Below are 24747 nucleotides of genomic sequence, written 5' to 3'. Positions count from 1 at the left end.
CAACCGGCACTACAGCAGCGTTCCAGTTGACCAGTGATGTTGAATCGTGCCTGGTGGCCGGAGCGGAGTCCTCCTCGCCGCGTCGGCGGTCGCAGGACTTCTCGGAGGCAGCGTGGTGATGGCAGAGCCTGTGGGACAACCCTCATGAGCGGCCAGTCGTCAATGCTGCCCAGGCCCACCGTGGCACCTGTTCGAAGAGAGAAGTGCCGTGTCGTCACAAATCGATCCATGGAGCCGGTGCTCCGATGCTGACCGCGAGGTCATCGAACTACTCCAGGGGGAGGTGCGGCCCGTCCCCGACGACGAGATCGAGCAGCGCCTACGGGGCCACTATCGACACAGCGGTGATCGCGTTGCGGTGATAGATGGCACTCGCTCGTGGACGTACGCCGAACTGGGTGAGCGAGTCTTCGGCCTGGCGCACTGCCTTGCCGTGAATTTCCCACCACCCGGGATGCTCGAGGAACAGGTATTCGGCGTCGCGGTCGACCGCTCGCCGGAACTCATCATGGCTGTCCATGCCGTGGCGCTGACCGGGGCTGCCTACTGCCCCATCAGCCCAGCCGATCCCGCACCGTGGCAGTCGTCCGTTGTCGGGACGAGCGGGGCAGCAGCCGTCCTGGCGGTCGACGACACGAGTCAGGACATCTTCCCGCACTCCTTCGCAATCAGTTCAGAGGCCTGTGTCAAGCCGGACTTCGAACCCGCAACTGGCGGAATGTGCCTTGCCGCCCAGGTCATCTTCACCTCGGGTTCGACCGGTCGGCCCAAGGGCGTCATCTGCAGTCGTGCCGGCTTCGCCAATCGGCTCCGCTGGATGCAGGAGACCTTCCCGCTCGGGCCCCGCGACCGGGTTGCTCTCAAGACGCCCGTCACCTTCGATGTCGCCGGTTGGGAGATGTTCTGGCCCCAGTACGCCGGCGCGGCAACCGTCATCGTACCGCCCGGTGAACACGCCTCACCCGAGGCCTTGATCTCGCTCTTCAACGAACATCAAGTGACGGTCGCCCACTTCGTACCCTCCATGCTGCGCATGTGGCTCCGGGCCGAAGGCGCTCGCCGCTGCCCGAGCCTGCGCATGGTGTTCTCCAGCGGAGAGGCCCTGGACAGCGCGCTCGTCGAGGAATTCAGCCGACAGTCCGCAGCGGAGCTCCACAATCTGTACGGACCCACCGAAGCTGCGATCGATGTCACGCACTATCCCGCGAGTGCGGCCCCGCGGCAGCCGGTTCCCATCGGGCGTCCGATCACCAACACTCGACTCTACGTCCTGGATGGGGACGGCTTCGTGTGCCCGATTGGCGAACCGGGTGAGATACACATACAGGGCGCAGGCGTTGCGGTCGGGTACCTGGGAGCCGACGAGGAGGAGGCGGCCCGCTTCAATCTGATCCACCTCGATGCGCCCGAAGGCTGGAGGACGTTCCGTACCGGGGACCTGGGCCGATACACGCCTGACGGGCAGATCGAGTACTGCGGCCGTGCCGATGATCAGCTCAAGATCCGTGGCCAGCGAGTTGAGCCCGGCGAGATCATCCAGGCGCTGCGCGACCACGAGAGGGTCCTCGACGCCTACGTGAAGGCCCATGCGTCCGGAAGTGGCCGCACGGTGCTGGTCGCGTACGTCGTGGTCGACAACCAGCATGAGATGGGCAACCCCGTGAGTGCACTCCACGAGCATCTGACACGGCTACTGCCGGCCCGCTCCATTCCCTCGAAGTTCGTTCTGCTCGACTCCATGCCCTTGAGCAGGCACGGGAAGGTTGACGTGCATCGGCTTGACCCGCCAGGACGTGCCCGGCCGGCCCTCGAGGTGGCCTTCCAGGAGCCGAGAGGGCCGATCGAGGAGCTGATCGCGAATACCTGGGCACACGTCCTGGACCTGGACGAGGTGGGAGTGCACGATGACTTTCATGACCTGGGGGGAGACTCACTGAGTGCCGTGGAGATCACGTTCGTTTTGACGGAACTGCTCGGCCTCGAGTACGGCGATGCGATCGTCCCTCGCATCCTCATGGACGGTGACACAGTGGCCCGTTCAGCCGAAATAGCCGAGGAGGCAGGGGTCCGGCTATGAGTCGGGCAGGTCACCCGGGCGTCGAGCAGGCCTGGCGACCCGACGAGCACCCTGCTCTCGCGGTGGCCACAGCGGTGGGGCCCGCCACCACTTCGGCTGAGTAGCTTGGGGACAGGACCTCATGGTGGGACCTGTCCTTCCAGGCACATGGGAGGTTCACGTCAATTCGCCCGGATCGCTTCGCTGAGAAGCCGTCAGCTCTCCACGCCGGAAGATGCCGTCGATCATCAGCATATGACCGGTTGCTTCGTCGCCCTTGTGGTTCTGCTCCAGGGCGACCACCGAGAAGCCGCGTGCGGTCAGAAAGTTCAACACGTCGGGGAACGCGGGCGCGTCCTCGTGCATGTCGGCCAACGACAGTTCGAGTTCCAGCAGCGCGATGCGGTCGAGGATCGGCCCCGCACCCTCGAGGACGGACAGCTCAGCGCCCTCCACGTCCAGCTTCAGGTACACCCGGCGCCCTTCGCAGCCCAGCTCATGCCAGAGGGAGCGCAGCGATCGCATCGGGACCAGTTCCGTACCGGCGTCGACGTCGTCGGGCCACATGCGGGAGTGCAGACCGGTCCGGCTGAAGACCGACGAGCCGAGCGACGTACGCGTCAGGTGCAACAGGACTTGGCCGTCTTCCGGCCCGAGTGCCACGTTGTGGCAGTGCCAGTTGTCGTCCGACCGGGCAGCTTCGGACAGCACGTCGAACGTCGCGGACGCCGGCTCGAACGAGAGGATCTCCCCGCGAAAGCCGCAGTGGCGCATCCACCTCGCGTACTGACCGCCATTCGCACCGCCGTCGATGACCACATCGATGTCCCGGAGGAGGATGCGTCGCCTTTCCTTTGACGTCATCAGGTTCTCGGTGTGGGGCGGAAGGTCCTGTACACCGCGTGGTAGGGGACGCACCATGACAGCCTCGCTCTCGGCTTGAGGATTGGTGGGCGCGGTACCGCCCATGGCCGGTGTGGAGATCGACGGATCATCGGTGCGCTCGTCGGGACCCGTCAGTGATCTGTTCGCCGTTCAAGCTGAACCCGGTGTTCAACGCTGAACCCGGTGCTCGACGCCTGCTTCCCTGATCGCCGCCCAGACCCGGCTTGGTGTCAGCGGCATGTCGATGTGCCGGACACGGAGGTGGGCGACCGCGTCGATGACCGCGTTCTGCACCGCGGGAGTGGAACCGATCGTTCCCGATTCGCCGATGCCCTTGACGCCGAGCGGATTCACGTCCGTGGGGGTCTCGCCGGTTTCCAGTTCGAAGCCGGGCAGGTCGGCGGCGGTGACGGGCCAGTAGTGCACAAGCGTCGCGTTGAGTGGGTTGCCGTCATCGTCGTACCGCACCTCCTCGAACAGCGCCTGGGAGATCCCTTGCGCGATGCCTCCGTGGCGCTGGCCTTCGGCGAGGACCGGATTGAGGACCGGCCCCGCGTCGTCCACGGTCACGTGGCGGAGCACCGTGGTCGTCCCCGTCTCGGTGTCGACCTCGACGACCGAGAGGTGCGCACCGAACGGAAACGTCGGATGGTCCGAGTCGAACTCGACATCGGCACTGATGCCATCCGTCCCGACTTGCTCGACGACCTGGGCCCAGCTCAGGGACCGGCTGGGGTTGCCTGCCACGTGCCAGGTGCCGGAACCGATGTCGAGGGCGACGTCGGTCACGCAGGCTCCGAGGAGGCCGGCGGCGTGCCGCTGGGCCTGGTTCCTGACCTCGGAGGCGGCCATGTGGACCGCGGTACCGCCGAGTTGCAGCGACCGGCTGGAGTAGGTGCCAACGGCCTTCGGGATGAGGTCGGTATCCCCGTGCACGACGGTGATCTGGTCGATCGGGATGCCGAGCTCGGCCTCGACCAGCATCGACCAGGCGGTGTGATGGCCCTGACCCTGCGCCGAGCTGCCGGTCAGCACCGTTGCCCGCCCCCTGCTGTCCACGGTCACTTTGGCGGTCTCACCACCGCCACCGGTCATCTCCACGTAGACGGAGATGCCGATGCCGAGCAGTTTCACGCAGCCGTTGTCCCTGCGGGCGGCCTGCTCGGCTCTGAGCCCCGGGTAGTCGGCGGCCTCGAGGACCCTGTCGAGGGCCGCCTCGTACGCACCGGAGTCGTAGCGGGCCCCGGTTCTGGTGTGGAACGGGAACGCGTCAGCGGCGATGACGTTGCGGCGGCGCACCTCGGCCGGATCCATGCCGATCTCGAGAGCGAACAGGTCCACAGCTCGCTCGATGGCGGCCGTGGCCTCCGGTCGACCCGCGCCGCGGTACTTGTTGACGGGGGTCGTGTTCGTGACGACATAACGGAAACCGGCCTGCACGCAGGGGATGTTGTACACGCCGGGGGCCATCTTGCAGGTCACGGGGGCGAGGGTGCTGGTGCGCGGGTAGGCACCCGCGTCCTGGACGACGTCGAGGCGGTAGGCCGTGATCGTGCCGTCGCGCTTGCCGCCGAGCTTGACGCGGTTGAGCTGGGCGCGGCCCTGGGTCATGGCGACGAGGTTCTCGGCGCGGCTCTCCGCCCACCGCACCGCGGTTCCCGACTTCCACGCGGCCCAGGCGACGACGATCGCGTCCCGGTCGATGCCGATCTTCGCACCGAACCCGCCGCCGACGTCGGGGACGATCACTCGGATCGCGGCCGGCGAGATGCCCAGGGACACGGCGAGGGTGCTCCGGCAGCGTTGAGCGTTCTGGCTGCTGTGCCACACGGTGAGCCTCGAGCCGTCGAAGGCGGCCGCAGTGGCACGACACTCCATCGGGACGCAGGCCACGCGGTGGTTCACGATGTCCCGCTCGACGACCACCTCCGCGTCCGCGAAGACGGCGTCGTCATAGGTGTCGCGGTCCCGCTCGTCGGCGAGGTTGGTCCCGGCCTCCTCGAACAGGAGTATGTCGTCGAGGAGAGCCAGAGCGGGGCCGACGACGGCGGGGATCTGCTCGTAGCGCACGTCGACGAGCTCCGCGGCGTCCCGGCCGACGTGCAGCTCGTCGGTGAGCACGACCGCGACGGGCTCGCCCACGAATCGGACCTTCTCTCCGGCGAGCAGGGGCTCGGCGAAGAACCCGTCGCCTCGCTCCGACTCCCGGAAAGGCTGTGCTGCTGGGAGGTCGGTCAAGTCTGCGGCCGTGTAGACGGCCACTACGCCAGGGTGGGCCTTCGCCTGGGACGTGTCGATGCTGGTGATGATCGCATGCGCGACCGGGGAACGCACGAAGGTCACGTGCGCCGCCCCGATGAGCTCGGGTACCCGCAGGTCGTCGACGTAGACGCCCCCCGAGGTGAGCAGGCGCAGGTCCTCTACCCGCTTTACCCGGGTACCGAAGACGCTCACGGTGCGCTGTCCGGGTTCCTGGTGGTGCGCAGGCAACGGCATGCCATCGGCAGTTCGACCGTCCGGTCGCCGGACAGGCCCAGCTCGTCGCGGGCGTATCGGGCTACCTGCTCGTCCACGGCGTGCCGGGCTTCAGCCGACAGCGCGACCGCGCTGACGTCGGTGCCCAGGTGCCCGACGATCTCCTCGACGGTCACGGTCATCGACCAGGTGAGGCGCAGTTCCTCGAGAGGACTGAACAGGGACCCGGTCGGCGGGTCCATGACGTCACGGGTCGGCGCTGGAGCGGTGACACCTCGGCCGCTCTCGCGGGCCCGCAGTGCGCGGGTGAAGCGGTCGAGCTCCGCGACCCATGGGACGGACAGGTCCCGGTGGTTCCACAGGACGCCGAACGTACCGCCTCCGCGGAGCACCCGCGCGATCTCCGGGATGGCGCGGTCCGGGTCCATCCAGTGCCAGGCCATGGAAATCAGTACCGCGTCGGCCTGGCTGTCGGCCAGGGGCATCTGCTCGCCGGTTCCCGGCAGCGACAGCGCGTGCGGGCAGGTACGGGCGAGGGTCTCGCGCATCCGCGGGTCGGGCTCGACGGCGATGACGTGCCGCACCCGGTCCGCCAGGCCCCGGGTCAACGCGCCGGTGCCAGCAGCGAGGTCGACCACCGTCTCGCACCCGTCCGGGAGGAGCCAGTCCAGAGCCGCCGACGGCACGCTGGGCCGAAAGCGATCGTAACGGTCGGCGATCTCGCCGAAGGACAGTCCTCGTGTTCCGCTCCGGGCCATGGTCATCACCTTTCACCTTCTCGGCGCCCGCATTCATCAGTCAGCGCGGGCCGCGTTCTTGTCGGTCTTCACCTTGACCGCGTGCTGCAGATCGAGGCCGGTCATCTCGGCGATGCTCGCCACGTAGAGCACGACGTCGGCCAATTCCTCCCCGAGGATCTCGTTGCCATTCCGCCAGGCGGTGAAGGCCGCCGCCGCCTTCTCCTGGAGCATGCAGAACTCCAGTGGCACGTCGGTGGTGTTGTAGCCCTTCAGCACCTTGTTGTCCCAGACAAGTCGCTGGAGGGAACTGATGTCCATGTATTTCTCCCGGAGCCGGTGTGAATCTTCATCGGAATGCGAGTCAATTCTCCTACTGGGCCGGCGCCGTACCTAGTGGCTCTTCGGCCATGCGGCACCGTCCAGCTCGCCCCGGCGACGCGAATCCGCCCGCTTGACACGCCGCGGCGCCGGCGGCCCGATCGCTTCCGTCATGGAGCACGAACGCCCCGGACGTCCGGATCTCCGCAGGCGGCGAGGCACAAGGGGTGACTTGGCCAGGTCCCGGTCGCGCCAGCGGCGGAGGAACGCGTACACCCGGTCCCCTTGCGGGAAGTCCGCGGGCATCGCCGACCACTTGATGCCGTTGTCCACCAGGTAGCGGATTGCGTCCAGCATTACCGGTGTTTCTACTGGCGGGTAATCACCCGATCGAGACTCCCGTTCGATCGACAAGCGCTCTGATCGGTACGACAACGGCTACTGAAGTTGAATTCGTGATGTCGCTCGGATGGGTGAAGCCGTAGCGTTCGCCTGCCGGTGGAGGGCTGACCCCGGCCAGGGGTGTTTCAAAGTCCCGGTGATCATGTAAACCGGCTGGTCAGGCAATACCCAAGAGGTCCAGCGACCTATTGAAGGGCTCGTAGGAGACGTGGCGGAGGCCGGCAGCGATGTTGCGGTATCCGTGCTGCCGCAGCGTGTTGATCGCCAAGTTGCGGAGGGTCGCCATGTTCTCGGGTCCGTGGCCGGTGCGGATCTTCGAGGCGTCCTCGCCGAAGGTGGTGTCGCGGACGAAGTGCAGCCGGTTCTCGATGGTCCACTGCGACCTGGCGAGCCGGCCCAGGCGCTGGGGTGAGGCTTCTTGTGAGGTCAGGTCGGTGATCGCATAGACGGTCTGGCGGCTCACCGTGCCGTCCTTGAGGTCGGTGCGGTGTCGCAGGATGCGCACGGCCTGGACGGCGTGGGGGAAGTCCAGGCCGAGACCGGTGACGGTGAGGGCCCTGGTCACGCGGGTCTCCTTGCGACCGTGGGCGATCTCGCGGTCGTAGCGCCTCCCCGTGACGTCCTTCCACGGCAGTGACCGCAGTCGGCGGTGCAACTCGGGCTGGTTGGCCTTGACCACCAACAGGTAGTGGGCCTTCTTCTCCTCCACCAGGAACCGCGCATGGGCGCGTTCGGTGTGCAGGGCGTCGGCGGTTACGGTGACCCCGGTCAGGTCGTAGGGCTCCAGCAGAGCCGCGAAGCAGGTGATTTCGTTGGTCTTGTCGGGAACCCGCAGCTGGGTGATGGTCCGGCCGTCGCTGGTCATCGCGGCCAGCAGGTGGGCGGCGGGAGTCTGGCCGAGCCGGGAGCCACGGGCGGCCTTGCCATCCACGGCCACCGAGTCCGCACCACCGGGATCAGCACCGGTCAGATCGGCCAGGCCGCCGGGACAGAGCAGGTTGACGACCCGTCGGATCGTGGCGGAGCAATTGTCAAGATCTGTGGACGGGACCAATCGGCTGGTAGTCGCCGGTATTGTGAGCTTGGGCCGTGACTGGCGCTGAGGTGGGGTACCACCGGGGAGCGGCCTGACGTCTCGTCGATGCCGTGCGCCTGGGCACCTCACTGTGGAGCTCAGGAGTGGTACGTGATGGAGACGCAGCAGGCGCGGCTGATGGACGGTACGGATCTCGCCCGCCGAATCACCGAGACCAGCGCGGCAGCCGCCGAGAACATCCGTCGGCGCGCGGGGGTGTCCCCCTGTCTGGCGACCGTGCTCGTGGGAGAGGACCCGGCCTCGGTCACGTATGTCCGGATGAAGCAGGCCCGTTGCGCGAAGGCCGGCATCCGCTCGCGACACGTCCCGCTGCCTGCCGCCGTGAGTACCAGCGGCCTGGTGGAGACCGTCACCGCACTGTCCGAGGATCCGGACGTGCACGGCATCCTGCTCCAGCACCCGATGGGGGCGCATATCGATGAGCGCGCCGCGTTCGAGGCGATCGCCCCCGAGAAGGATGTCGACGGGGTCACGATGCACTCCTTCGCGGCGATGGGGTTCGGCGTGCCCGGCTTCGTCTCCTGCACACCCGGAGGGATCATGCGCCTGTTGGACGAGTACGACGTCGACCTCACGGGCAAGCACGCCGTCGTGGTGGGACGCAGCCCTATCCTCGGCAAGCCCGTCGGCATGCTCCTGCTCGGGCGTGACGCCACGGTGACCTACTGTCATTCCCGCACCGTCGATCTGCCCACGATCGTGCGCGAGGCCGACGTCCTGGTCGCCGCGGTCGGCCGGCCGCGCTTCATCGACGGGGCGGACATCAAGCCCGGCGCCGTGGTGGTCGACGCGGGCTACAACCCAGGCAATGTCGGGGATGTCGACTTCGAGACCGCCCGGCACCGGGCGAGCCTGATCACTCCCGTCCCCGGCGGTGTCGGCCCCATGACTATCGCTGTCCTCCTCGCGCAGACCGTCGACGCGGCAGCACGTCAGCTCACCCGGCCCTGACCTGGGAGCTGCTGGTCAGCCTGGGACGCGCGGACGGCCGGTGCTGCCCGCGTTCGGCCAACGGTGGGCTCAGGACAGTCCCTCGCCGCCGTCGCCGAGGTCATCGCCACCTACCGCCACCGCCTCGTCCTGCACATCAGCCCCGAGGCCATGGCCTCCCTCGCCGCCCCCATCAGAGGGCAGAAGTGGAGCCCGGCCGGTGAGGACTTCGCCCGGCTCCGCGCAGCCGGCGGCGACCGGTGACCGACCAATCTGCCGAGCCGCCAGCCCCGCTGCACGTCTTCCTATCCGACTTCCCTGATGATTGAGCGAGTTCAAGCCATCAGGGAAGGTCTGTGTGGGCGAGTGGCGCGTGGTGTGGGTGCCCGATCCGGAGCGATGGGGACCGCTGCCGGAAGACGGGGTGCTGGGGGTTCGAGACCTGCCTGGAGCGGTGGGTCGGATGGGGTTGCTACATGGTGATCCGGTGTTCTTGTCCCCTGATTTCACGGTAGATCTGGGGCTCCTGGATTTCGTGAGGTCGAAGGACTTCCGCTGGCTGGAGCGGGAGACGAAGCGGAACTACGCGACGGATATCCGTCTGCTGCTGAGCTTCCTGTCATCGCGCGGTGTCCGGTGGCGTGAGGCGAGTGAGCAGGATCTGGCGGACTACCGCGCCTGGCGGTGCACCGCGGTGCAGAACCCGGAGCGGGTCGGCGGGACGAAATGGAACCGCGAGGCGGCCGCGTTCACCAAATTGCTCAAGTGGGCGAAGGTGGCGCCGCTGCCGGTGGATGTGTCGCGGCGGGAGGACCGGGCTGCCCACTCGGTGAGCTCGCGGGTGTCCTGGCTGACGCCACGGACCTGGGGCCTTTGGTCGGGGATCGGGCTGAGGGGCCACGGCAGGGACGGGACGGCGACGGCGGGGTGGGAGGGCCGGACGGAGGCCCGGAACACGTCGTTCGTGCAACTGCAGCTGAGCTCGGGGCTGCGGAGGCAGGAGGGAGGCTCACTGCTGACGTTCGAGCTGCCCGTTCAGCAGCTGCGGTACGGGCGTTACTGCCATGGTCAGATCGCTGCGGCGGTGACGCGCTCGAAGCAGGGCCGGACGTTCTACGCGAGCGTGGATGCGCTCGGGCAGGTCGAGTCCTACGTGCAGTCGGAACGGGCGTGGGCGGTTCACCGGGCTCAGGCCAAGGGGCGCTACGAGCAGCTGCCGTTCCTGCGGCTGGTCACGAGGGTGACTCGGGGCCGGGATCCGCAGGTCCACTGGGTGGACCGGGACGATGTGGAGGGCAGGCAGAGCCTGGGACGGCTGGGCTGGCGGGAACGTCAGTGGCTGTTCCTGGAGGGGCCCGAGGGACCGGAGCCGGCCTGGCTGTGGCTGACCGAGCAGGGACTGCCGATGCCGCCGGACCGGTGGGAAGGCGTGTTCCGTTCCGCGAACCAGCGTTGCGAGCAAGTCCTGCTGACGCCTGAAGAGCGGGAGCTCGGCCGGGGGTTTCGGGCTGCAGAAGTACGAGGGAAGACGCCGTACGCGACCGTTCACTCGACTCGACACTCTATGGCCCTCTACATGCTGATCGTGCTGAACCAGCTGATGGAGACCCGATACGGGCTGACCGCGGCCGACCGGCGGGACTTCGCGTTGCTGTTCGGCGACCCGTGGTTCCTGGTCAAGGTCTTGCTCGGGCACGCGGACGTCGAGACGACGAAACGGCACTACCTGGCGCCGGTGTCGCACCTGCACCTGGAGTCGATCCTGGCCGCGGCCGAGACGTCGGACGGCCAGGAACGCGAGGTCGAGGATCTGGACGGGGTGTTCGCCCGTTTGGCCCGTGAGTCGGCGGGGATCCAGGACGTGGACGTGCTGGTGGGCGCGCTGCCGGAGGCGGGACGGTGAGCCGACGGGGGCACCGCGCGGCGCTGCCGCCGGCGGGGTTCAGGGCCGAGCCGCCGCTGGCCGCCGACGGCTTGGTGGTGACCGTGGTCAACAGCGAGGGGCACGAGAAGAGGTTCGACTTCGAGGACCTTCCCGTTCCGGCACCGATGCGGGGTTCTCTGGCCGCCGCGTTCGCGGCCCAGTCCCGCGGGTGGCACAGCCACCGCACCGCGGACAACCACTGGCGCCGGCTTGCGGTGTTCGCGCGGTTCCTGGCCGAGCTGGAACAGCCGCCTGAGGATCTGGACGGCCTGACCGCGGCCGTGCTGAAGCGCTGGCGTGCACTCCACGTCGGGACCAACAGCGGCCGGGCCGTCCTGGCGTCGGTGCGGTTGCTGCTGTGGCGGGACGGGCGGCTTGGCAGCGGTCCCGTCGCCGAGGAACTGAGCCGACGGATCCCCCACGCCACCGTCGGAAGGCAGTCCTACGGCGAGGCCGAGCGCGATCGGGTGCTGCTGGCCGCAACACGGCAGTTTCGGGCCGCGTGGATGCGCATCCGCGAGAACACCCTGCTGCTGGAGCGCTGGAGGGCCGGCGAGTTGACCCCGGAGAGCCGGGAGGGGCGGATCGGCCGGATCCTCGACGGCCTCGCGCTCACCGGTGATGTCCCCCGGCTCGCCACGACGAACGGCCGGGCCTTCGTGGCGAACCGTCATCTTCTCGGCGGCTCGAGCCGGGACCGGACCTGGGGCCGATTGTTCCTGACGCGGGGGGAACTGACCGCGCTGGCTGTGCTGCTGACCGACCGGTTCGGGTGGAACCTGTCCGTCTACAACCGCGTTCCTGCCCCCACGAGGATGCCGTCGGCCGGCGAGACGACGACGGTGACCTACCAGGTCCGGCTGGAGAAGCACCGGTCCGGGAGCGGGCGCTGGTACTCGACGGAGAACATCACCGATTCCGGAGCCGGCTCGGACGGGCGGCTGATCACCCAGGCGCTGGAGGCCACCGTGCACGGCCGGGCGCTGGCCACTCGTCTGGCCCCGGGCACGGACTTGCTGATGACCGCGCGCACCGGCGCGCCCGGGCGTGTAAGAGGGGATCTGGACCACCCGCGGCCGCTGGGCCCGCTCAGGTTCGGCGTCACCACGGAAGAGGCAAAGCACTGGGCCAAAAGCCACGGTCTGGGCGGATCACCGTTCCAGCGGGTGCGCAGGACCACGGTCACCCGCGAGGGCCGGCCTCTGCAGCACACCCAGGGCACCCACGAGAGCGTGTACGTGCTGCCCGACCACGACGTCCGGCTCCGTGCCCAGGCCGTGGTCGCGGACGGGGCGAGGGAGGCTCTTGAGCTGGCCCGCGCCGCCGTCTTCGGCGGGCGACTGGCCACTGTCCCGGACCCCGCGCACCAGGAGACGGCGACGGCGGACTGCGAGGACGAGACCGCCAGCCCGTGGCCCGCGCCGCGGGGAGGCTGCGGGGCGGACTTCCTCCTGTGCCTGGCCTGCCCCAATGCGCACGTCCATCCGGGCCACCACTCCCGGCTCGCGCTCCTGCACCAGCGGGTCCTGAGCCTGCGCTCGGCCCTGCCCGACCCCCTCTGGCAGCAGCGCTGGCGCGATCACCTGCTGCGACTCGACGACCTGCGCGAGAAGGTCGGGCCGGCCCCCTGGAACGCCGCGCTGCTCAACGCCGGTGACCGCGACCGCGTCATCGTCGACCTTCTGCTGAAGGAGGACCTCGCTCCATGACCACCGCCCTCCTGCCCGAGCACGACCCGTACGTGCTGGCGGCGCCGGCCCCGGACAGCCCGGTCGTCACTGCCCAGTGGATCAGTTCCGGCAACCACCACGCCAACTCCCGCTACCGGGATCTGACCTGGTCGCTCGCTCCGCTCATCGACAACCCGGGCGCCAGCCTGACGGCCCTCCACTGGAAGAACTGCCCCGAGGCACTGCGTGGCCAGGTGAAGCTGGCCGCCTGGACCATGATCAACGGGCAGCTCCGTCCCACGCTCCTACAGACGCGCGGCGTCCGGGCCCGGGCGCGGAGCTCGGCTTCGGACCTGCGGGAGACCTGCCGCGAGTGGCTCCGGCTGGCCCGCTGGCTGTGCGATCAGGGCGTCACCGACCTGGCCGCGTGCGGCCGGGAGGAGTGGAGCGCCTATGCCGCCCAGCGCTGGGACGACGGCATCGGACGCGACGGCGCCGTGAAGGTGCTGGGCCGGCTCACCGACCTGTGGGTGTTCGACAACCTCACCCTCGTCCCCACCGGGGTGATCCGTCCGCCGTGGGACACGGAAGGAGCCGATGACTACCTGCCCCCGGCCGAAGCGGCTGGCCGACGGGAGAACACGACCGAGCCGCTGTCCCCGGGCGTCATCGGGCCGCTGCTGGTGTGGTCGATCCGTATGGTGGAGGACTTCGCCGACGACATCATGGCGGCCTGGGCCGAGAACCGGCGGCTGACCGACCTCGCCACGAGTACGCCGCCCACTCCCGCGGGTCAAGCCGCGCTGGCAGCGTTCCTGCTGCCCCGGATCGAGGCCGGAACCGCGATCCCCGCCACCGCGCGCACCAACACGACCCCTCAGATCGCCCGAACATTCATCGCGGCCACCACCGGAAGCAGCCTCCGGCAGGTCGACCGGTTCGCCCGCCGGCACGGACTCGGCGAACTGGCGACGAGGCGGCCTGGCCCGGCATCGCTGGACGTCCCGATCACCGGCCTGCTCGACGGCCGGCCCTGGCGTGAGCACCTGGACTTCGCCGAGGCCGGCGAGCTGATGCGACACCTGGGCACCGCCGCGGTGATCATCTGCCTGTATCTGACGGGCATGCGTCCGCAGGAGAACGGGGCGGAGTTGCATCTGATGCAGCACTCCGGAGGGTCCAAGTAAGCGCGAATCAGCAGGTGATGGGCGTCTGCTCCGTCATCTTCTCGCACTGCGCAGGCGATCTACCAGCGGCTCTTGCGCTCCACCGAGGCTATCCCAACAATGTTGCACCTAACGCAACGGAGGTTGGAGTGGCGAAAGCGGCCGATTTGGCAGGTGCGGCACACCTGATGCTCGTGGACGGGATCTCCTACCTGGACCCCGAACCTGCCGTGTTCGAGGCCATGCTGGAGGGGTGGACCAAGCAGCAGCGGGCCCGCTTCCTGAAGTGGGACGGGACCATCAAGCCGCGGCTGTCGCTGGTCCGCCGGTTCGCCGAGTACTCCAACCAGTACCCGTGGCAGTGGCAGTCGGCCGAGTTCGAGGCGTTCATCGACCATCTGCGGACGAAAACACCGACGTTCACGGTGTCGAGCGGCCGGAACTACCAGAACCACCTGCGACTGTTCTGCGAGTACATCACTGACCCACGCTACGGCTGGATGTCCGTCTGCCAGGAGCGCTTCGGTGAAGTGCCGGTCCAGATCCTGCATGAGTGGAACACCGTCACCCACGTCAGTGAGTACGAGGGCGACCCGAGTCGCCGGCCGCTGACCTACGACGAGATCCAGGACCTGTTCGACGCTGCCGACGGGCGGGTTGAGGAGATCCGAAAGCGCGGCCGCAAGGGTGCGTTGACCGCGATGCGCGACTCCGCCCTGATCAAGACCTACTACGCCTACGGCATGCGGCGCCGGGAGAATGTCGGCCTCGACCTCGCCGACCTGCGGCGCAACGCGAAGGCTCCGCAATACAGGCGTCACGGAGCGGTGTTCGTGCGCTGGGGCAAGTCTTCTAAGGGCAGCCCGCCCAAGCGCCGCACCATTTTCACCGTCCCCGAGATGGACTGGATCGTCGATGACCTCGACCATTACCTGACCGAGGTCCGGCCCCGGTTCAACGTGGGAAAGCATCCCGCGATCTGGGTGACCGAACGCGCCGGGCGGCTGTCACGCCGATCGGCGAACGAAGCCTTCGAGGCCGCCAAGCAGGCCGCTGACCTGCCCGAAGAACTCGAATTGCACTGTCTGAGGCATTCCTATATCACACATTTGACCGAATTTGATTACCCGGAAAGATTCGTCCAAGACCAAGCCGGCCACGGCTATGCCAGCACCACGGCCCTCTATACCGGCGTCTCGGACGAGTACCGCAACCGGCTGCTGCACAAGAAGTTGGGCCAGCGATTCCCCGGCATCTGGGAGGACCCGAAGTGATCAAGAAGATGGGCTACCGCTGGAACCTGCGCAAGCTCATGGCCGACCGGGAGATGTTCCAGACCACCGACCTGGTGCCGCTGCTGGCCGAGCGGGGCGTCAACCTCTCGCGCGAGCAGGTCTTCCGCCTGGTCACGCAGCCGCCGCAGCGGCTGTCGATGGACACCCTCGCGGCTCTGTGCGACATCCTCGGATGCCAGCCCAACGACCTCATCGAGGTCCAGGTCGTCAACGAAGAGGTACGCAAGACGTCTGGCGGCGAGACGCCCGGCCCGCTTCCGGCCGTGCGCCGGACCTCGATCCGGCGGCCGGAGGGCCTGTGAGCGCATCCTCTCCGACGGCTCCGTCAACCGTCGCCCGGCTCGCCGCGCAGGCAGCCCGCCTGGAGGCCGCGACGGCCGCCGTCGTCGGCCACCTCACCTCAGCTCTGCCGTCGCTTGGCCGCAAGGACGCCGAGGCCGCGCTGGTGACCGCGGTGCCGATCCCCACCCGAGGGGCAGCTCGCTACCTGGAAGAACTGGCCAGACACCTCGCGGCCCACCCCGACGCGCTGACGTCAGGCAGCTCGCTCTGTCCACCGGTCCTGCTTCGGCTCGCTGAAGTCCTGCACGATGCCGGGCACTCTGTGGTCCGCCCCGGATGCGCACACTGCGGAAAGATCCGGTCTGACCTGCGGCAACTCCGCCCCGAGGGGCGGCTCTGCGGTTCGTGCGACGCCCGAAGCCGCCAACGCGAAACCTGCGCACGGTGCCACCGTGACGGCCAGCGCGTCGTCGCCCGGCGCCCCGAGGGCCCGATCTGCAACCGCTGTTACCGCGCCGACCCCACCACGTTCGAGGAGTGCGCCGAATGCGGGCAGCTCCGACACCCGGTGGTACGACGGGACGACGGCCGAGGGCTATGCATCAAGTGCTGGAAACGCCCCATGCACACCTGCGTGAGCTGCGGAAAGACCGCAGCCGCCGCCCTCGTTGACGACGACGGCGCACTCTGCCACCTCTGCTACAACCGCCATCGCCGGCCCCGGCGGCTCTGCGGTCGGTGCGGACAGCTCAAGCGCATCGCCCGCAACGCGCGCGACGGACAGCCGGACCTCTGCGACGGCTGCTACCAGGGCCCCGACGCGACCTGTTCGATCTGCAGCCGAGTCCGCCCCTGCGCCAGCCGCGACGAACAGGGACAGCCGGTCTGCGCCACCTGCTACCAGCGTCATCGCACCGGCGAGCCGTGCGCCCGCTGAGGCCGGACCAAGCCGGTCAACACCCGGTGGCCGATCGGGCCGGTCTGCATGACCTGCTACACCGCCGTGCTCCGCTCACCGGCCGAGTGCCCTCTCTGCGGCATGGTCCAGCCACTGATCGCGCGGGATGACGACGGCACCGAGGTCTGCGGACCATGTGTCGGCTTCGCCGCCGACTACACCTGCAAGCAGTGCGGCCGCACGGGCAATCCCCACAGCCGCGGACGATGCGCTCACTGTGTCCTCGGCGAGCGGGTCAACGCCCTGCTGGCCGGGCCCGACGGCACGATCACCTCCCAGCTGGAACCGCTCGCAGCCGCACTGGCGGACGCTCCTTCACCGTTCCCTGCCATCCAGTGGCTCAAGGAGAGCCCGAACACCAAGCTCCTCGCCCGGCTGGCGTCCGAAGGGAACGAGCTCAGCCACGAGCTGCTGGACGAGCTCCCGCCCAGCCGGAGCCAGCGCTACATCCGCCAACTCCTCGTCCACACCGGGGTGTTGGAGGAACGCAACGAGGACCTCGAACGCATCCCGGGCTGGCTGGAGCACGAACTCGCGGACAAGCCGGCCGCGCACGCCAGCCTCGCCCGCCCGTTCCTGCACTGGTTCCTGCTCCGACACGCCCGCCAACGGGCCGCTATCCGCCGCCACCCCGCCTCCGCCGACCGCGACCTGCGACGCCGCGTCAGCGTCGCCCTGGACTTCCTGGCCTGGATGGACCAACGCGGCCTGGCCCTCGCCGACCTCGCCCAGGAGCACATCGACGACTGGATCACCGGGGCCACCAGCCAGCGGCGCTACCTGATCCGCTACTTCCTCAAATGGACCGCGAGCCGCCGGCTCACCCGCGAACTGACCGTCCCCTCCATCCCGAGCCAGGAGCCCCAGGGCCTGCTCGACGACGACGATCGCTGGCAGCTCCTCCAACGCTGCCTGACCGACGACGCCCTGCCGACGGACGTCCGAGCCGGCGGCGCGATCACCCTGCTGTTCGGCACGTCCACCGAACGCCTTTGCCACCTGACGCCTGAACACCTCAAGTTCGGCGACAAGCACGCCCACCTGCTCCTGGGCCGCCACCCCGTCCTGCTGCCTCCACGGCTCGCCGAGCTCCTGCGGCAACTTGCCGAACAGCCTCGACCGCGGCCGCAGCTCTCGCGAGCCCACCCAGGTCCCCAGTGGCTCTTCCCGGGCATGGTCCCGGGCAAGCCGATCTCGACGCACGGCATGACCCAGAAACTCAACCGGCATGGCATCCCGGTTCGCACCGCGCGCAACGGTGCGCTGGCCGCCCTCGCTGCTGATCTCCCCAGCCCGATCCTCGCTGACGTGACCGGGATGCACCGCCACACCGCGCTCCGCTGGGTCGCCTACGCGCGACGCGACTGGGCTGAGTACCTCGCCGCACGAGCCGATGATTTGAAGGACGAACAATGAATCAGCCCAGGAAAAGACGCCATCACACCGTCCCACGGTTCTATCTCGCCCGTTTCGCGGACGCCAGGAAACAACTGATGCGAGTTGAACTCCCAGGCGTCAAGAGGCACTTGATGTCAATCGGCAACGCCACGGTCGAGAACGACTTCTACCTGGTCGAGACCAACGACGGCTCCCCGTCCGACGCTGTCGAGGATTCCCTGTCAGAGCTGGAAGGACAGGCGGCAACAGCACTCCGGCAGCTCATCGACGAACGTGTCTGGCCCATTCCTGAGGCGGTACGCAGGCCGATCGCAGCCTGGGCCGCGATCCAGTACCTCCGCACGCCTGCGGCCCGGCAGGCGGGAAACGACATCGCCGACGCGGGGTTGAAGCTGTCCATTGCGCTCGGCGGGCGATCGCAGATGCGGGCAGCGCTCGAATCCGTCGAGGCCCGCCCGGTCACCGAGGCCGAGGTTGACGAGATGTGGGCGCTCATGACTGCCTTCGACGACTACAAGTATGAGGCTCACCAGAACCTCCACATGCACACCATGAGCAGGAGCTTTCCCGGAACGGCTGCTGGCTTCTTCAGCCGAGGCTGGCACCTCGTCCGCTTCACTAGGAAGGCGCTCATCACAACCGACACCCCGGTCGTCCTCATGAAAGGCCCTGGGCAAGACCCGGGCCTTCCGATCGGGAGCGCGAGCGCTGGCGGCGTGCTGGTTCCGCTTGATCGACGCATGGCGCTGATCATGGGCGAGCATCACACGGAGGATTTCCCCCTTTCCGGCTCGACCTCGATAGCGAAGGCCCTGAACCAACGGCTCGTCTGGAACGCCCGCCGAGCGGCCTTCCACCACCCCGAAGACGACCCGCTCTGCGGACTTGAGCTGCCTCAACCCAGGGACACTGAGGTCGCCTTCACCGATCCTCAGAGCTTCCTCCCGGATGCCTCTGGAGAGGAATAGTGCACCGGAATAACCCCCTCCCGCCAGTATAAAAACGACACTGCCCTAACTGTGGCAGCACAATGTAAAGACCCCCGTGCGTCGACTACGAGCTACTGCTCGAACGTCTTGTGAGACGCTGCACAGCGTCGTCGAGTGCGACCGAGATCTCCGCGCCACTCAACCCGTTTGCTTCAATCCTGAACAAGTCGCCAATAACTGCTGGGACCGGAGTTTCATCAAGCCGGACGATTATGATCGGGATTCCTCGATCCATCAAGGCGGCTGCAGCCGCTTGCCATTCTCGCGTCACGCCGGCACCACTCAGGCAAGCTTGAGACCAAAAGAGCACGAAGTGACTCATTTCCTCGAGCCCCGACGAAATACCTCCCCAGAGCGAATCTGACGGAATTAGTTTGTCCTTGTCAAGCCATACGGCAATCCCTTTTCTCTTGATCTCTCGCGCCACGTCCCCAACGATCACTTTGTCCGACGACCTGTGCGAGAGGAATAGCAAGTGCGGTGAACGGAAGTGTGAGACGGTGCGCTTTCTGTCAGATGCGGCATCTCGCGAAAGGAAGGATCCGATATTTTCCACCCACCGCACGTTCCCTCCGCAGCGATCAACCCACGTGTCGGATGAGACGAGTCCCCCTATGGTGACCGCATAGCCGTGGCCATAGTTGTGAACGGAGGCAAACGGGCAGCAATCAAATTGATCGATCCACCGGTCATCTTGAAGCGTACCCGTACTGCCTTGGTTGCCTGAAGCCAGTACATGTTGCCAAAAGTCAAGCCGCACCGGCAGACCGACCATTAGTTCAGAGACGCCTTCATAGACGGGGCGCAGCCATTCGGCTATCACCATCTTCTGGGGCAGGCATACTATTTGGCGAGGATTTAGCCAAAATGACCCTTGGTCCGCGCCGTAGACAGGCGACGATCTGTCGGATTGGCCGTAATCAAACCGCGCACCGAGGAAGGTTGACGCTTCGCGGTATTGCGCCTTGTTTTCATGGAGCTGATTGATGTCGACGTCCGCGACAACCAGCACACTTCCATTTGCGACAAAGTGCTCCGCGATTGGCTGGGCAATCCTCCATAGATCGCCATCCAAGAAAAGGCCACCCTCTAGATAGATGAAGTTCGGATCGAGCTGGTCGACCAGATCCTCCGATATGACATCGTTGGCTATATTTCCATTTCTGAAGCGGTCTGCATCTTCCCTTTTTAGTACGGCGTGGGCAAGGAGGCATTCCTCTGAGATTTCCTTTAGGTGGTCAAATAGTTGACGCCCGGCCAAGCTATTTCTGCCATTTACGCTGAGCATGCGCTGTAGATAAAGAGTGCGGAGCGTCATTGAGCATCACGCCTTGTGATGGGTTGTGGAGATGATCGCCACACCTGCATTGCGGCTCGTGGTCCACGCCCTCCGGCGTGCCACGGAACATGCCCTCCTCATCACCGTAGGCCCTGGGGCAGCTTCCGGCACCAGAGGCTGGTACCGGAAGCTTCCGGGCTATCGGTCATCGGGACCTTGGTGCGTCATGGCAGAGCGCCGAATAGTGCACGGTTGGAATACGTGCCTTGCGCCAGTAGTCCAGGGCATGCGCTCCGGCTGCTGCCCCGACCCCGAACCCGGCGAAGACGGGGCCCCCGGGCGGCACCTGATCCGCAGCCGCCACTACAAGAACGTCACCGACGAGGACAACAACCACGTCTCCGCCGGCGAGGAACGCGACGTCCCCTGGGTCGCGATCACCCCCGTCGTCAACGCCATCCGTGTCCTGGAACGCATCGTCCCCGAGGGAGAGCTCCTGTTCAGCTCCGCCCACCAGGACTTCTCCGCCCAGCGCGGCAACCACGGCGCGCTGAAGAACGAATCGCTGAACCGGCGGATCGAGGACTTCGTCGACTGGGTGAACCGCGAAGCGATCGCCCAGGGCATGCCGGGCCAAGTCGTCCCCGAGGACCCCCAGGGCCCGGTCAGAATGTCGCGGTTCCGACGGAGTCTGGCCTGGCACATCGCCCGCCGTCCTGGCGGCCTGGTCGCCCTGGCCATCCAGTACGGGCACATGCGCACCGTCCTGGACGCCCGCGTCTCCACCGGCTACGGCACTCGGAGTCGGCACGGCATCCACGGTGTCCTCGACATCGAAACGGCGCTCGCCTCCGCCGACACCGCCGCCCGCCTGCGTGAGCGCCTCGCCGCCGGCGAGAAGATCTCGGGCCCGGCCGCCCGACGGGCCCTGACCGCCGCCGCGGCCGCTCCCCGGTTCGAAGGCCGCCTCGTCCACAAGACGTTCGCGAAGAAGGCCGCGGCCTACCTGGCCCGCGACGGCCTGGTCCTGTTCGACAACCCCGACGCCCACCTGATCTGCGTGTTCAAACGGGACACGGCCCTGTGCGAACCCGCCCCGGACGCTACAGCCCCCAACCAGTACATCTGCCGCCCCGGGTGCGGCAACGCCGTCCGCATCGACACCCACACCGTCGGCCTACGCGAACGCGCCCACGAAATCGATCAGCTCGCCGACCACGCTCCCGACCCGGTCAGCAGGCGTCTTCGCCGCAACGCGGACCTTCTCCGCGCCACCGCGGACACCCACGACGGCACAGCCCAACCCTCCGAGGCCCTGACATGAACCAACAGCACCACGACGAACGAACCCGCATCCGCGAGGCCATCGAGCGCCTCCTCACCGGGCAGGCCGCCACATCCAACGGCAGTCTGACTGTCGTCGCCCTGGCCGCCGAGGCCGGCGTCCACCGCATGGCCCTGCTCAAGCGGCACGCGGACCTGAAGAACGAGTTCTACGACCGCGTCCGCACAGAAGCAAAGCAGACCCCGGAGCCCGAAAAGCGGCTACGGAAGACCGTCACCAACCTCAAAGAGCGGGTCTCCGACCTGACAAAGGAGAACACCGATCTGAAGAACCAGCTCACCCAGCTCACCCTCGCGAGCGCAGTCCTGGCCGACCAGTTGCGCGAGGCCCAGGAACACGCCCGGCTACCCGACAACGTCGTGTGCTTCCCCAAGACCTGACTACGGCACCCGCTCGACCTGCCGGGCTTGAAGGGGGGGTGGGGTGACCGCCACCAACCGGTCACCCCACCCGCACTTACTTACTCAGACCGGTCACCATCGGGATCCATCACAGCGCCGCCGGTCTCTCGCGGCGCCCCGGACTCATCCGCTGACGCCGGAGGCTCCGCCTCACGATCGCGGCCACGCTCCTTCCACTCGTCCACTCCCTGCAGGGCAAGCGAGCCCACAGCGGCAATAGCGGAGATCCCGCCAAAGATCATGTTCAAGTCCACAGTCGGTCCTTGTTGATCAGGACGGACCGGGTCGGCTACGCGGTGAGGCCCCCTCGAAGCCCTCCGCACTGGCGCAGCCGACAGCGGCCCTTGTCGACGACACGACGAGGGCCGACGGAACCGGGCGCTCGGGGAACTCGCGGCTTGGATATCACCAGCTCGCCCGGTGGCTGGCATGGCAGCGGCGGGATGTCGACCTCTGCCACCCGAGACGCACGCACCCGCTCAACAGCAGCGATCAGTGCCACGAGGCGATTGAGGATCTCGTGCCAGCTCGCCGGCTCAATGCCCAAGAGGGTCAACACCTTGAGCACGACGAGCGCCGCCCTGGCCTGGGCCAGCTTCTGCGACCGGTCTTGAGCCTCAACGTCTGGAAGGTTCACGTCAGAGCACGCAAGCTCAACGAGTGCCTCGGGCGTCAGCGACCTGATGGCGTCCTCCGGCAGCCCCCTCACAACCGCCAGAACCCAGAGCGGGACGTTCGCGGACCTCAGCACACGCGCGCGCCGGGCGTTCCCACGGGCTAGATCCCTCTCCGCAGACCCCAGGGAGACGATCTGCGGGCCTAGTACTCCAGCCGTAGATCGTGATCATGCTGGGGTGGCGTCCTGACGGTGGTAGTGGCTTGCTCGGGATCGGGCCTGGTGACGGCGTCTCCAGTGAGACCAGCGGAGCCGGTGTGCCGTATCACGGCCGCGCTCGGCGACCAGGGTGATGAACAGGCGCGAGATCTCGTTGCAGGTCAGCGGGATCAGGTCGTCCAGAGCTGGTCGGCGGGCATGCTCATCGGCGCGGAGGACGGCCAGGAAGGCATGGGCGAGCAAAGCGAGGGTGACCCAGCGGGCCCAGGAGTCGTAACGGCGGACTTGGTGTTCGTCCAGGCCGGCCAGGCCCTTACCGGCCTGGAATGTCTCCTCGACCCGCCACCTTGATCCAGCAACGCGAACCAGGGCTGCCAGTGGAACCGGCCGGAGCGAATAGCAGCGGTAGTAGGCGAGTTCCCCGGTGGTTCGGTTGCGACGGATCAACAGATGGCGGTGCCCGGAAGCCTCGTTGGGCAGGTTGATGTGCGCCCAGTCGTAGAAGCGCTGCCCCTTGGCCCCCGCTCCGGCGGACAGCTTCTGCCAGGCCCGCTTGGGGAGCTTCTTGACCAAGGCATCCGCGCGGAACTTTCCTGCCTGAGTGGCGACTTCGTGGGCGCGGGCCACCGCAAGCACATACCCGGTGCCACGTTCCTCCAGGGCACTTCGCAGCTTCGGGTTGCCGCCGTAGACCTCGTCGCCAGCCACCCACGGGGCGTGGTGGCCGGCATCCAGGAACCGGGCGATCATTCGGGCGGCAAGTTCGGGCTTGGTCGCGAACGCGGTATGCGGGTCGAGCCCGACCGCCTGGCAGCGGTCGGGCTGGTCGGTCCACGAGCGCGGGATGTACAGCTCCCGGTCCACCGCCGCATGCCCGCGTCTCCCGGCGTAGACCAGATAGACGGCGACCTGGGAGTTTTCGATCCGGCCTGCGGTGCCGGTGTATTGGCGCTGGACGCCGACGGTGCGGGTGCCCTTCTTTACGTCGCCGGTCTCGTCGACGACGAGGACCGCCTCGTCGTCGTGGAGGTGCTCGGCGACGTAGTCGCGCAGGTCGTCGCGCACCGCGTCGGCATCCCACTTGGCGCGGCTCAGCAGGTGCTGCATGCCGTCCGGCGTGGGATCTCCGGCGTGCTCGGCGATCGTCCAACAGTTCTTGCGCGGCAGGTCGGCCAGCAGTCCGAGCACCAGCGCCCCGGCCCGCCGACGCGGCTCGACCCGCGCGAAGCGGCCCGCGACCCGGCTCATGAGGTCACTGAACATCGCTTGCCATCGCTCAGCGTCTACGCTGTGACCTGCGGCCACTGATTGATCGTTCGTTGTCTTCACAAACCACGATGATCACCGGTGGCCGCGCCCGCGCCCCGACCGGGCGCGACCGATCCACGGCAAGGGGTCTACCGGCCCGAGCCCGACGCTGGGAAGCCCACATGAGTGAGTACGCACTGAACGAGCGCGAAGCCTTCCTGATCATGTCGCGCTTCGTGTGGCAGTTCGCGAACCGCGCGGGAGACGACCTCTCCACGCTTCTGGGTGACATCGGCCTCCTGGAGGACGGCGGGCCGACTGATCCCGCTGCCTGGACCGACTGGATGGCCTGCGTCCGTTCAGTCGTCGACGGCACAGAAGACCCCGCTGGCGGATCAGCTGGGACGCGTCTACCCAGCGGGCAATGACCTACTTCATCACGGCAGGCGCGGCGACCCGGGCAGCACAACTCCGTGATCACGATCTACGGCTGGAGTACTAGGGCGTGGATGTGCAGCACAACCTGCATACCCTCAGCTGCGAAGAGCACAGGGACGTGACGGCCGACGAAATTACGGCTGCCCGCCTCGCCCAGGCCGCAATCCGCCAAGAACTCCGCCAGATCCGAGCACTTCTCCGAGAACGGGGTCCCTGGCACACACCTAGCTGCACCTCGGAGATGATCTACGTATTCGCCAACGGAGAAGCTTAGGGACGCCTTTTCCTGCATTCCGTGGGCGACGTAGTTGCGATCGGAACAGATCGCGTCCGCAAGATCACGAGGCACGCCGCGCATCAACCGCCGCGCCTGGCGGAGCGACAGCGATGCCGCCTCCGCGTGCTGCGACGACAGGATTCCCCGCGTGAGGTTCACCCGACCAGCTTACAGCCCGTCAGCTAAGTCACTCTGTTACCCAGGACCACTTGGCCAAGCCGGCCGCTTCTGGGCCTAGGTTCAGACTCAGAGGACGTTAAGTCCGTTTCTGGTAGATGCCTCGTCCGGGTTGGGTGAGGAAGCCCTGGCGGGTGAGGCGTCCAAGGCGGGAGCGGGTGAC

Annotated in this window: 23 protein-coding genes and 1 riboswitch; of the genes, 14 read left to right on the top strand and 9 right to left on the bottom strand. The window is 67.4% G+C overall.

Annotation, left to right across the window (positions count from 1 at the left end; genetic code table 11):
* The first annotated feature begins 208 nt into the window (after window positions 1–208).
* The gene (locus tag P3T27_RS28980) at window positions 209–2077 is read left to right on the top strand and encodes a non-ribosomal peptide synthetase (protein WP_280683727.1); all 1869 of its coding nucleotides are present in this window, start codon (window positions 209–211) and stop codon (window positions 2075–2077) included.
* A 156-nt stretch (window positions 2078–2233) separates the two neighbouring features.
* Here the strand turns inward: P3T27_RS28980 and P3T27_RS28975 are convergent, their stop codons facing one another.
* From P3T27_RS28975 to P3T27_RS28950, 6 genes are all read right to left on the bottom strand, one after another.
* Window positions 2234–2920, bottom strand: a complete 687-nt coding sequence (locus P3T27_RS28975; protein WP_280683726.1) for an FkbM family methyltransferase — start codon at window positions 2918–2920, stop codon at window positions 2234–2236.
* A 189-nt stretch (window positions 2921–3109) separates the two neighbouring features.
* Entirely contained in the window at window positions 3110–5395 is a 2286-nt protein-coding gene (locus P3T27_RS28970) for a xanthine dehydrogenase family protein molybdopterin-binding subunit (RefSeq protein WP_280683725.1), read from the bottom strand.
* Window positions 5392–6180, bottom strand: coding sequence for a class I SAM-dependent methyltransferase (locus P3T27_RS28965; RefSeq protein ID WP_280683724.1), 789 nt, complete (start codon window positions 6178–6180; stop codon window positions 5392–5394). Before P3T27_RS28965 ends, P3T27_RS28970 begins: the two co-directional genes overlap by 4 nt.
* Before the next feature lie 30 nt (window positions 6181–6210).
* Complete coding sequence (locus tag P3T27_RS28960; protein ID WP_280683722.1) at window positions 6211–6474, bottom strand: MazG nucleotide pyrophosphohydrolase domain-containing protein; 264 nt, start codon at window positions 6472–6474, stop codon at window positions 6211–6213.
* 72 nt (window positions 6475–6546) lie between these two features.
* Window positions 6547–6831: a transposase gene (locus tag P3T27_RS28955; RefSeq protein ID WP_280683720.1), complete on the bottom strand. Its 285-nt coding sequence runs from the start codon at window positions 6829–6831 to the stop codon at window positions 6547–6549.
* Between the two features lie 202 nt (window positions 6832–7033).
* A complete protein-coding gene (locus tag P3T27_RS28950) occupies window positions 7034–7813 on the bottom strand; it encodes an ISAs1 family transposase (RefSeq protein ID WP_280683718.1) in 780 nt (259 codons plus the stop codon).
* Window positions 7814–7955: 142 nt separating this feature from the next.
* A riboswitch (ZMP/ZTP riboswitch) is annotated at window positions 7956–8041 on the top strand.
* 21 nt (window positions 8042–8062) lie between these two features.
* Between P3T27_RS28950 and P3T27_RS28945 the strand changes: the two genes are divergently transcribed.
* The 10 genes from P3T27_RS28945 (at window position 8063) to P3T27_RS28900 (ending at window position 18563) form a co-directional block, all read left to right on the top strand.
* Window positions 8063–8923: a bifunctional 5,10-methylenetetrahydrofolate dehydrogenase/5,10-methenyltetrahydrofolate cyclohydrolase gene (locus P3T27_RS28945; RefSeq protein ID WP_280683716.1), complete on the top strand. Its 861-nt coding sequence runs from the start codon at window positions 8063–8065 to the stop codon at window positions 8921–8923.
* 63 nt (window positions 8924–8986) lie between these two features.
* The gene (locus P3T27_RS28940; protein ID WP_280683714.1) at window positions 8987–9166 is read left to right on the top strand and encodes a hypothetical protein; all 180 of its coding nucleotides are present in this window, start codon (window positions 8987–8989) and stop codon (window positions 9164–9166) included.
* A 199-nt stretch (window positions 9167–9365) separates the two neighbouring features.
* Entirely contained in the window at window positions 9366–10805 is a 1440-nt protein-coding gene (locus P3T27_RS28935) for a site-specific integrase (protein WP_280683921.1), read from the top strand.
* Window positions 10802–12535, top strand: coding sequence for a hypothetical protein (locus P3T27_RS28930; protein ID WP_280683712.1), 1734 nt, complete (start codon window positions 10802–10804; stop codon window positions 12533–12535). The genes P3T27_RS28935 and P3T27_RS28930 overlap by 4 nt, the downstream gene beginning before the upstream one ends.
* Entirely contained in the window at window positions 12532–13683 is a 1152-nt protein-coding gene (locus P3T27_RS28925) for a hypothetical protein (RefSeq protein ID WP_280683711.1), read from the top strand. Before P3T27_RS28930 ends, P3T27_RS28925 begins: the two co-directional genes overlap by 4 nt.
* 128 nt (window positions 13684–13811) lie before the next feature.
* Window positions 13812–14936, top strand: a complete 1125-nt coding sequence (locus P3T27_RS28920) for a tyrosine-type recombinase/integrase (RefSeq protein ID WP_280683709.1) — start codon at window positions 13812–13814, stop codon at window positions 14934–14936.
* Window positions 14933–15259, top strand: a complete 327-nt coding sequence (locus P3T27_RS28915; RefSeq protein WP_280683707.1) for a helix-turn-helix transcriptional regulator — start codon at window positions 14933–14935, stop codon at window positions 15257–15259. The genes P3T27_RS28920 and P3T27_RS28915 overlap by 4 nt, the downstream gene beginning before the upstream one ends.
* Before the next feature lie 602 nt (window positions 15260–15861).
* The gene (locus P3T27_RS28910) at window positions 15862–16176 is read left to right on the top strand and encodes a hypothetical protein (RefSeq protein ID WP_280683705.1); all 315 of its coding nucleotides are present in this window, start codon (window positions 15862–15864) and stop codon (window positions 16174–16176) included.
* Between the two features lie 102 nt (window positions 16177–16278).
* Window positions 16279–17613, top strand: coding sequence for a hypothetical protein (locus P3T27_RS28905; RefSeq protein WP_280683703.1), 1335 nt, complete (start codon window positions 16279–16281; stop codon window positions 17611–17613).
* Window positions 17610–18563: a DUF4238 domain-containing protein gene (locus tag P3T27_RS28900; protein ID WP_280683701.1), complete on the top strand. Its 954-nt coding sequence runs from the start codon at window positions 17610–17612 to the stop codon at window positions 18561–18563. The genes P3T27_RS28905 and P3T27_RS28900 overlap by 4 nt, the downstream gene beginning before the upstream one ends.
* An 85-nt stretch (window positions 18564–18648) precedes the next feature.
* On the opposite strand, the gene P3T27_RS28895 is transcribed toward P3T27_RS28900, so the two are convergent.
* A complete protein-coding gene (locus P3T27_RS28895) occupies window positions 18649–19902 on the bottom strand; it encodes a toll/interleukin-1 receptor domain-containing protein (RefSeq protein ID WP_280683699.1) in 1254 nt (417 codons plus the stop codon).
* A 247-nt stretch (window positions 19903–20149) separates the two neighbouring features.
* Here P3T27_RS28895 and P3T27_RS28890 point away from each other — a divergent pair, with 247 nt between their 5' ends.
* On the top strand, window positions 20150–21187 hold the full coding sequence (locus P3T27_RS28890) for a hypothetical protein (protein ID WP_280683697.1): 1038 nt from the start codon (window positions 20150–20152) through the stop codon (window positions 21185–21187).
* Window positions 21184–21588, top strand: coding sequence for a hypothetical protein (locus P3T27_RS28885; RefSeq protein ID WP_280683695.1), 405 nt, complete (start codon window positions 21184–21186; stop codon window positions 21586–21588). Before P3T27_RS28890 ends, P3T27_RS28885 begins: the two co-directional genes overlap by 4 nt.
* Window positions 21589–22453: 865 nt before the next feature.
* Here the strand turns inward: P3T27_RS28885 and P3T27_RS28880 are convergent.
* Window positions 22454–23692 carry an IS701 family transposase gene (locus tag P3T27_RS28880; RefSeq protein WP_280683694.1) on the bottom strand — a complete coding sequence of 413 codons (1239 nt, stop codon included), beginning with the start codon at window positions 23690–23692 and terminating at the stop codon, window positions 22454–22456.
* Window positions 23693–23874: 182 nt separating this feature from the next.
* Here P3T27_RS28880 and P3T27_RS28875 point away from each other — a divergent pair, with 182 nt between their 5' ends.
* Complete coding sequence (locus tag P3T27_RS28875; protein ID WP_280683692.1) at window positions 23875–24120, top strand: hypothetical protein; 246 nt, start codon at window positions 23875–23877, stop codon at window positions 24118–24120.
* A gap of 56 nt (window positions 24121–24176) precedes the next feature.
* Here P3T27_RS28875 and P3T27_RS28870 read toward each other — a convergent pair whose 3' ends face one another.
* Window positions 24177–24566, bottom strand: coding sequence for a hypothetical protein (locus tag P3T27_RS28870; protein WP_280683690.1), 390 nt, complete (start codon window positions 24564–24566; stop codon window positions 24177–24179).
* Between the last annotated feature and the right edge of the window lie 181 nt (window positions 24567–24747).

The organism is Kitasatospora sp. MAA19, assembly GCF_029894125.1.
Classification (GTDB): Bacteria; Actinomycetota; Actinomycetes; order Streptomycetales; family Streptomycetaceae; genus Kitasatospora.
This window is presented reverse-complemented; position numbering and strand designations above follow the sequence as displayed.

Coding starts and splice junctions, on each gene's coding strand:
- P3T27_RS28975 (WP_280683726.1), bottom strand. CDS start 2,920: ATGACGTCAAAGGAAAGGCGACGCATCCTCCTCCGGGACATCGATGTG.
- P3T27_RS28965 (WP_280683724.1), bottom strand. CDS start 6,180: ATGACCATGGCCCGGAGCGGAACACGAGGACTGTCCTTCGGCGAGATC.
- P3T27_RS28960 (WP_280683722.1), bottom strand. CDS start 6,474: ATGGACATCAGTTCCCTCCAGCGACTTGTCTGGGACAACAAGGTGCTG.
- P3T27_RS28955 (WP_280683720.1), bottom strand. CDS start 6,831: ATGCTGGACGCAATCCGCTACCTGGTGGACAACGGCATCAAGTGGTCG.
- P3T27_RS28935 (WP_280683921.1), top strand. CDS start 9,366: ATGGGGTTGCTACATGGTGATCCGGTGTTCTTGTCCCCTGATTTCACG.
- P3T27_RS28925 (WP_280683711.1), top strand. CDS start 12,532: ATGACCACCGCCCTCCTGCCCGAGCACGACCCGTACGTGCTGGCGGCG.
- P3T27_RS28910 (WP_280683705.1), top strand. CDS start 15,862: ATGCACACCTGCGTGAGCTGCGGAAAGACCGCAGCCGCCGCCCTCGTT.
- P3T27_RS28905 (WP_280683703.1), top strand. CDS start 16,279: ATGGTCCAGCCACTGATCGCGCGGGATGACGACGGCACCGAGGTCTGC.
- P3T27_RS28900 (WP_280683701.1), top strand. CDS start 17,610: ATGAATCAGCCCAGGAAAAGACGCCATCACACCGTCCCACGGTTCTAT.
- P3T27_RS28895 (WP_280683699.1), bottom strand. CDS start 19,902: ATGACGCTCCGCACTCTTTATCTACAGCGCATGCTCAGCGTAAATGGC.
- P3T27_RS28890 (WP_280683697.1), top strand. CDS start 20,150: ATGCGCTCCGGCTGCTGCCCCGACCCCGAACCCGGCGAAGACGGGGCC.
- P3T27_RS28885 (WP_280683695.1), top strand. CDS start 21,184: ATGAACCAACAGCACCACGACGAACGAACCCGCATCCGCGAGGCCATC.
- P3T27_RS28880 (WP_280683694.1), bottom strand. CDS start 23,692: ATGAGCCGGGTCGCGGGCCGCTTCGCGCGGGTCGAGCCGCGTCGGCGG.
- P3T27_RS28875 (WP_280683692.1), top strand. CDS start 23,875: ATGAGTGAGTACGCACTGAACGAGCGCGAAGCCTTCCTGATCATGTCG.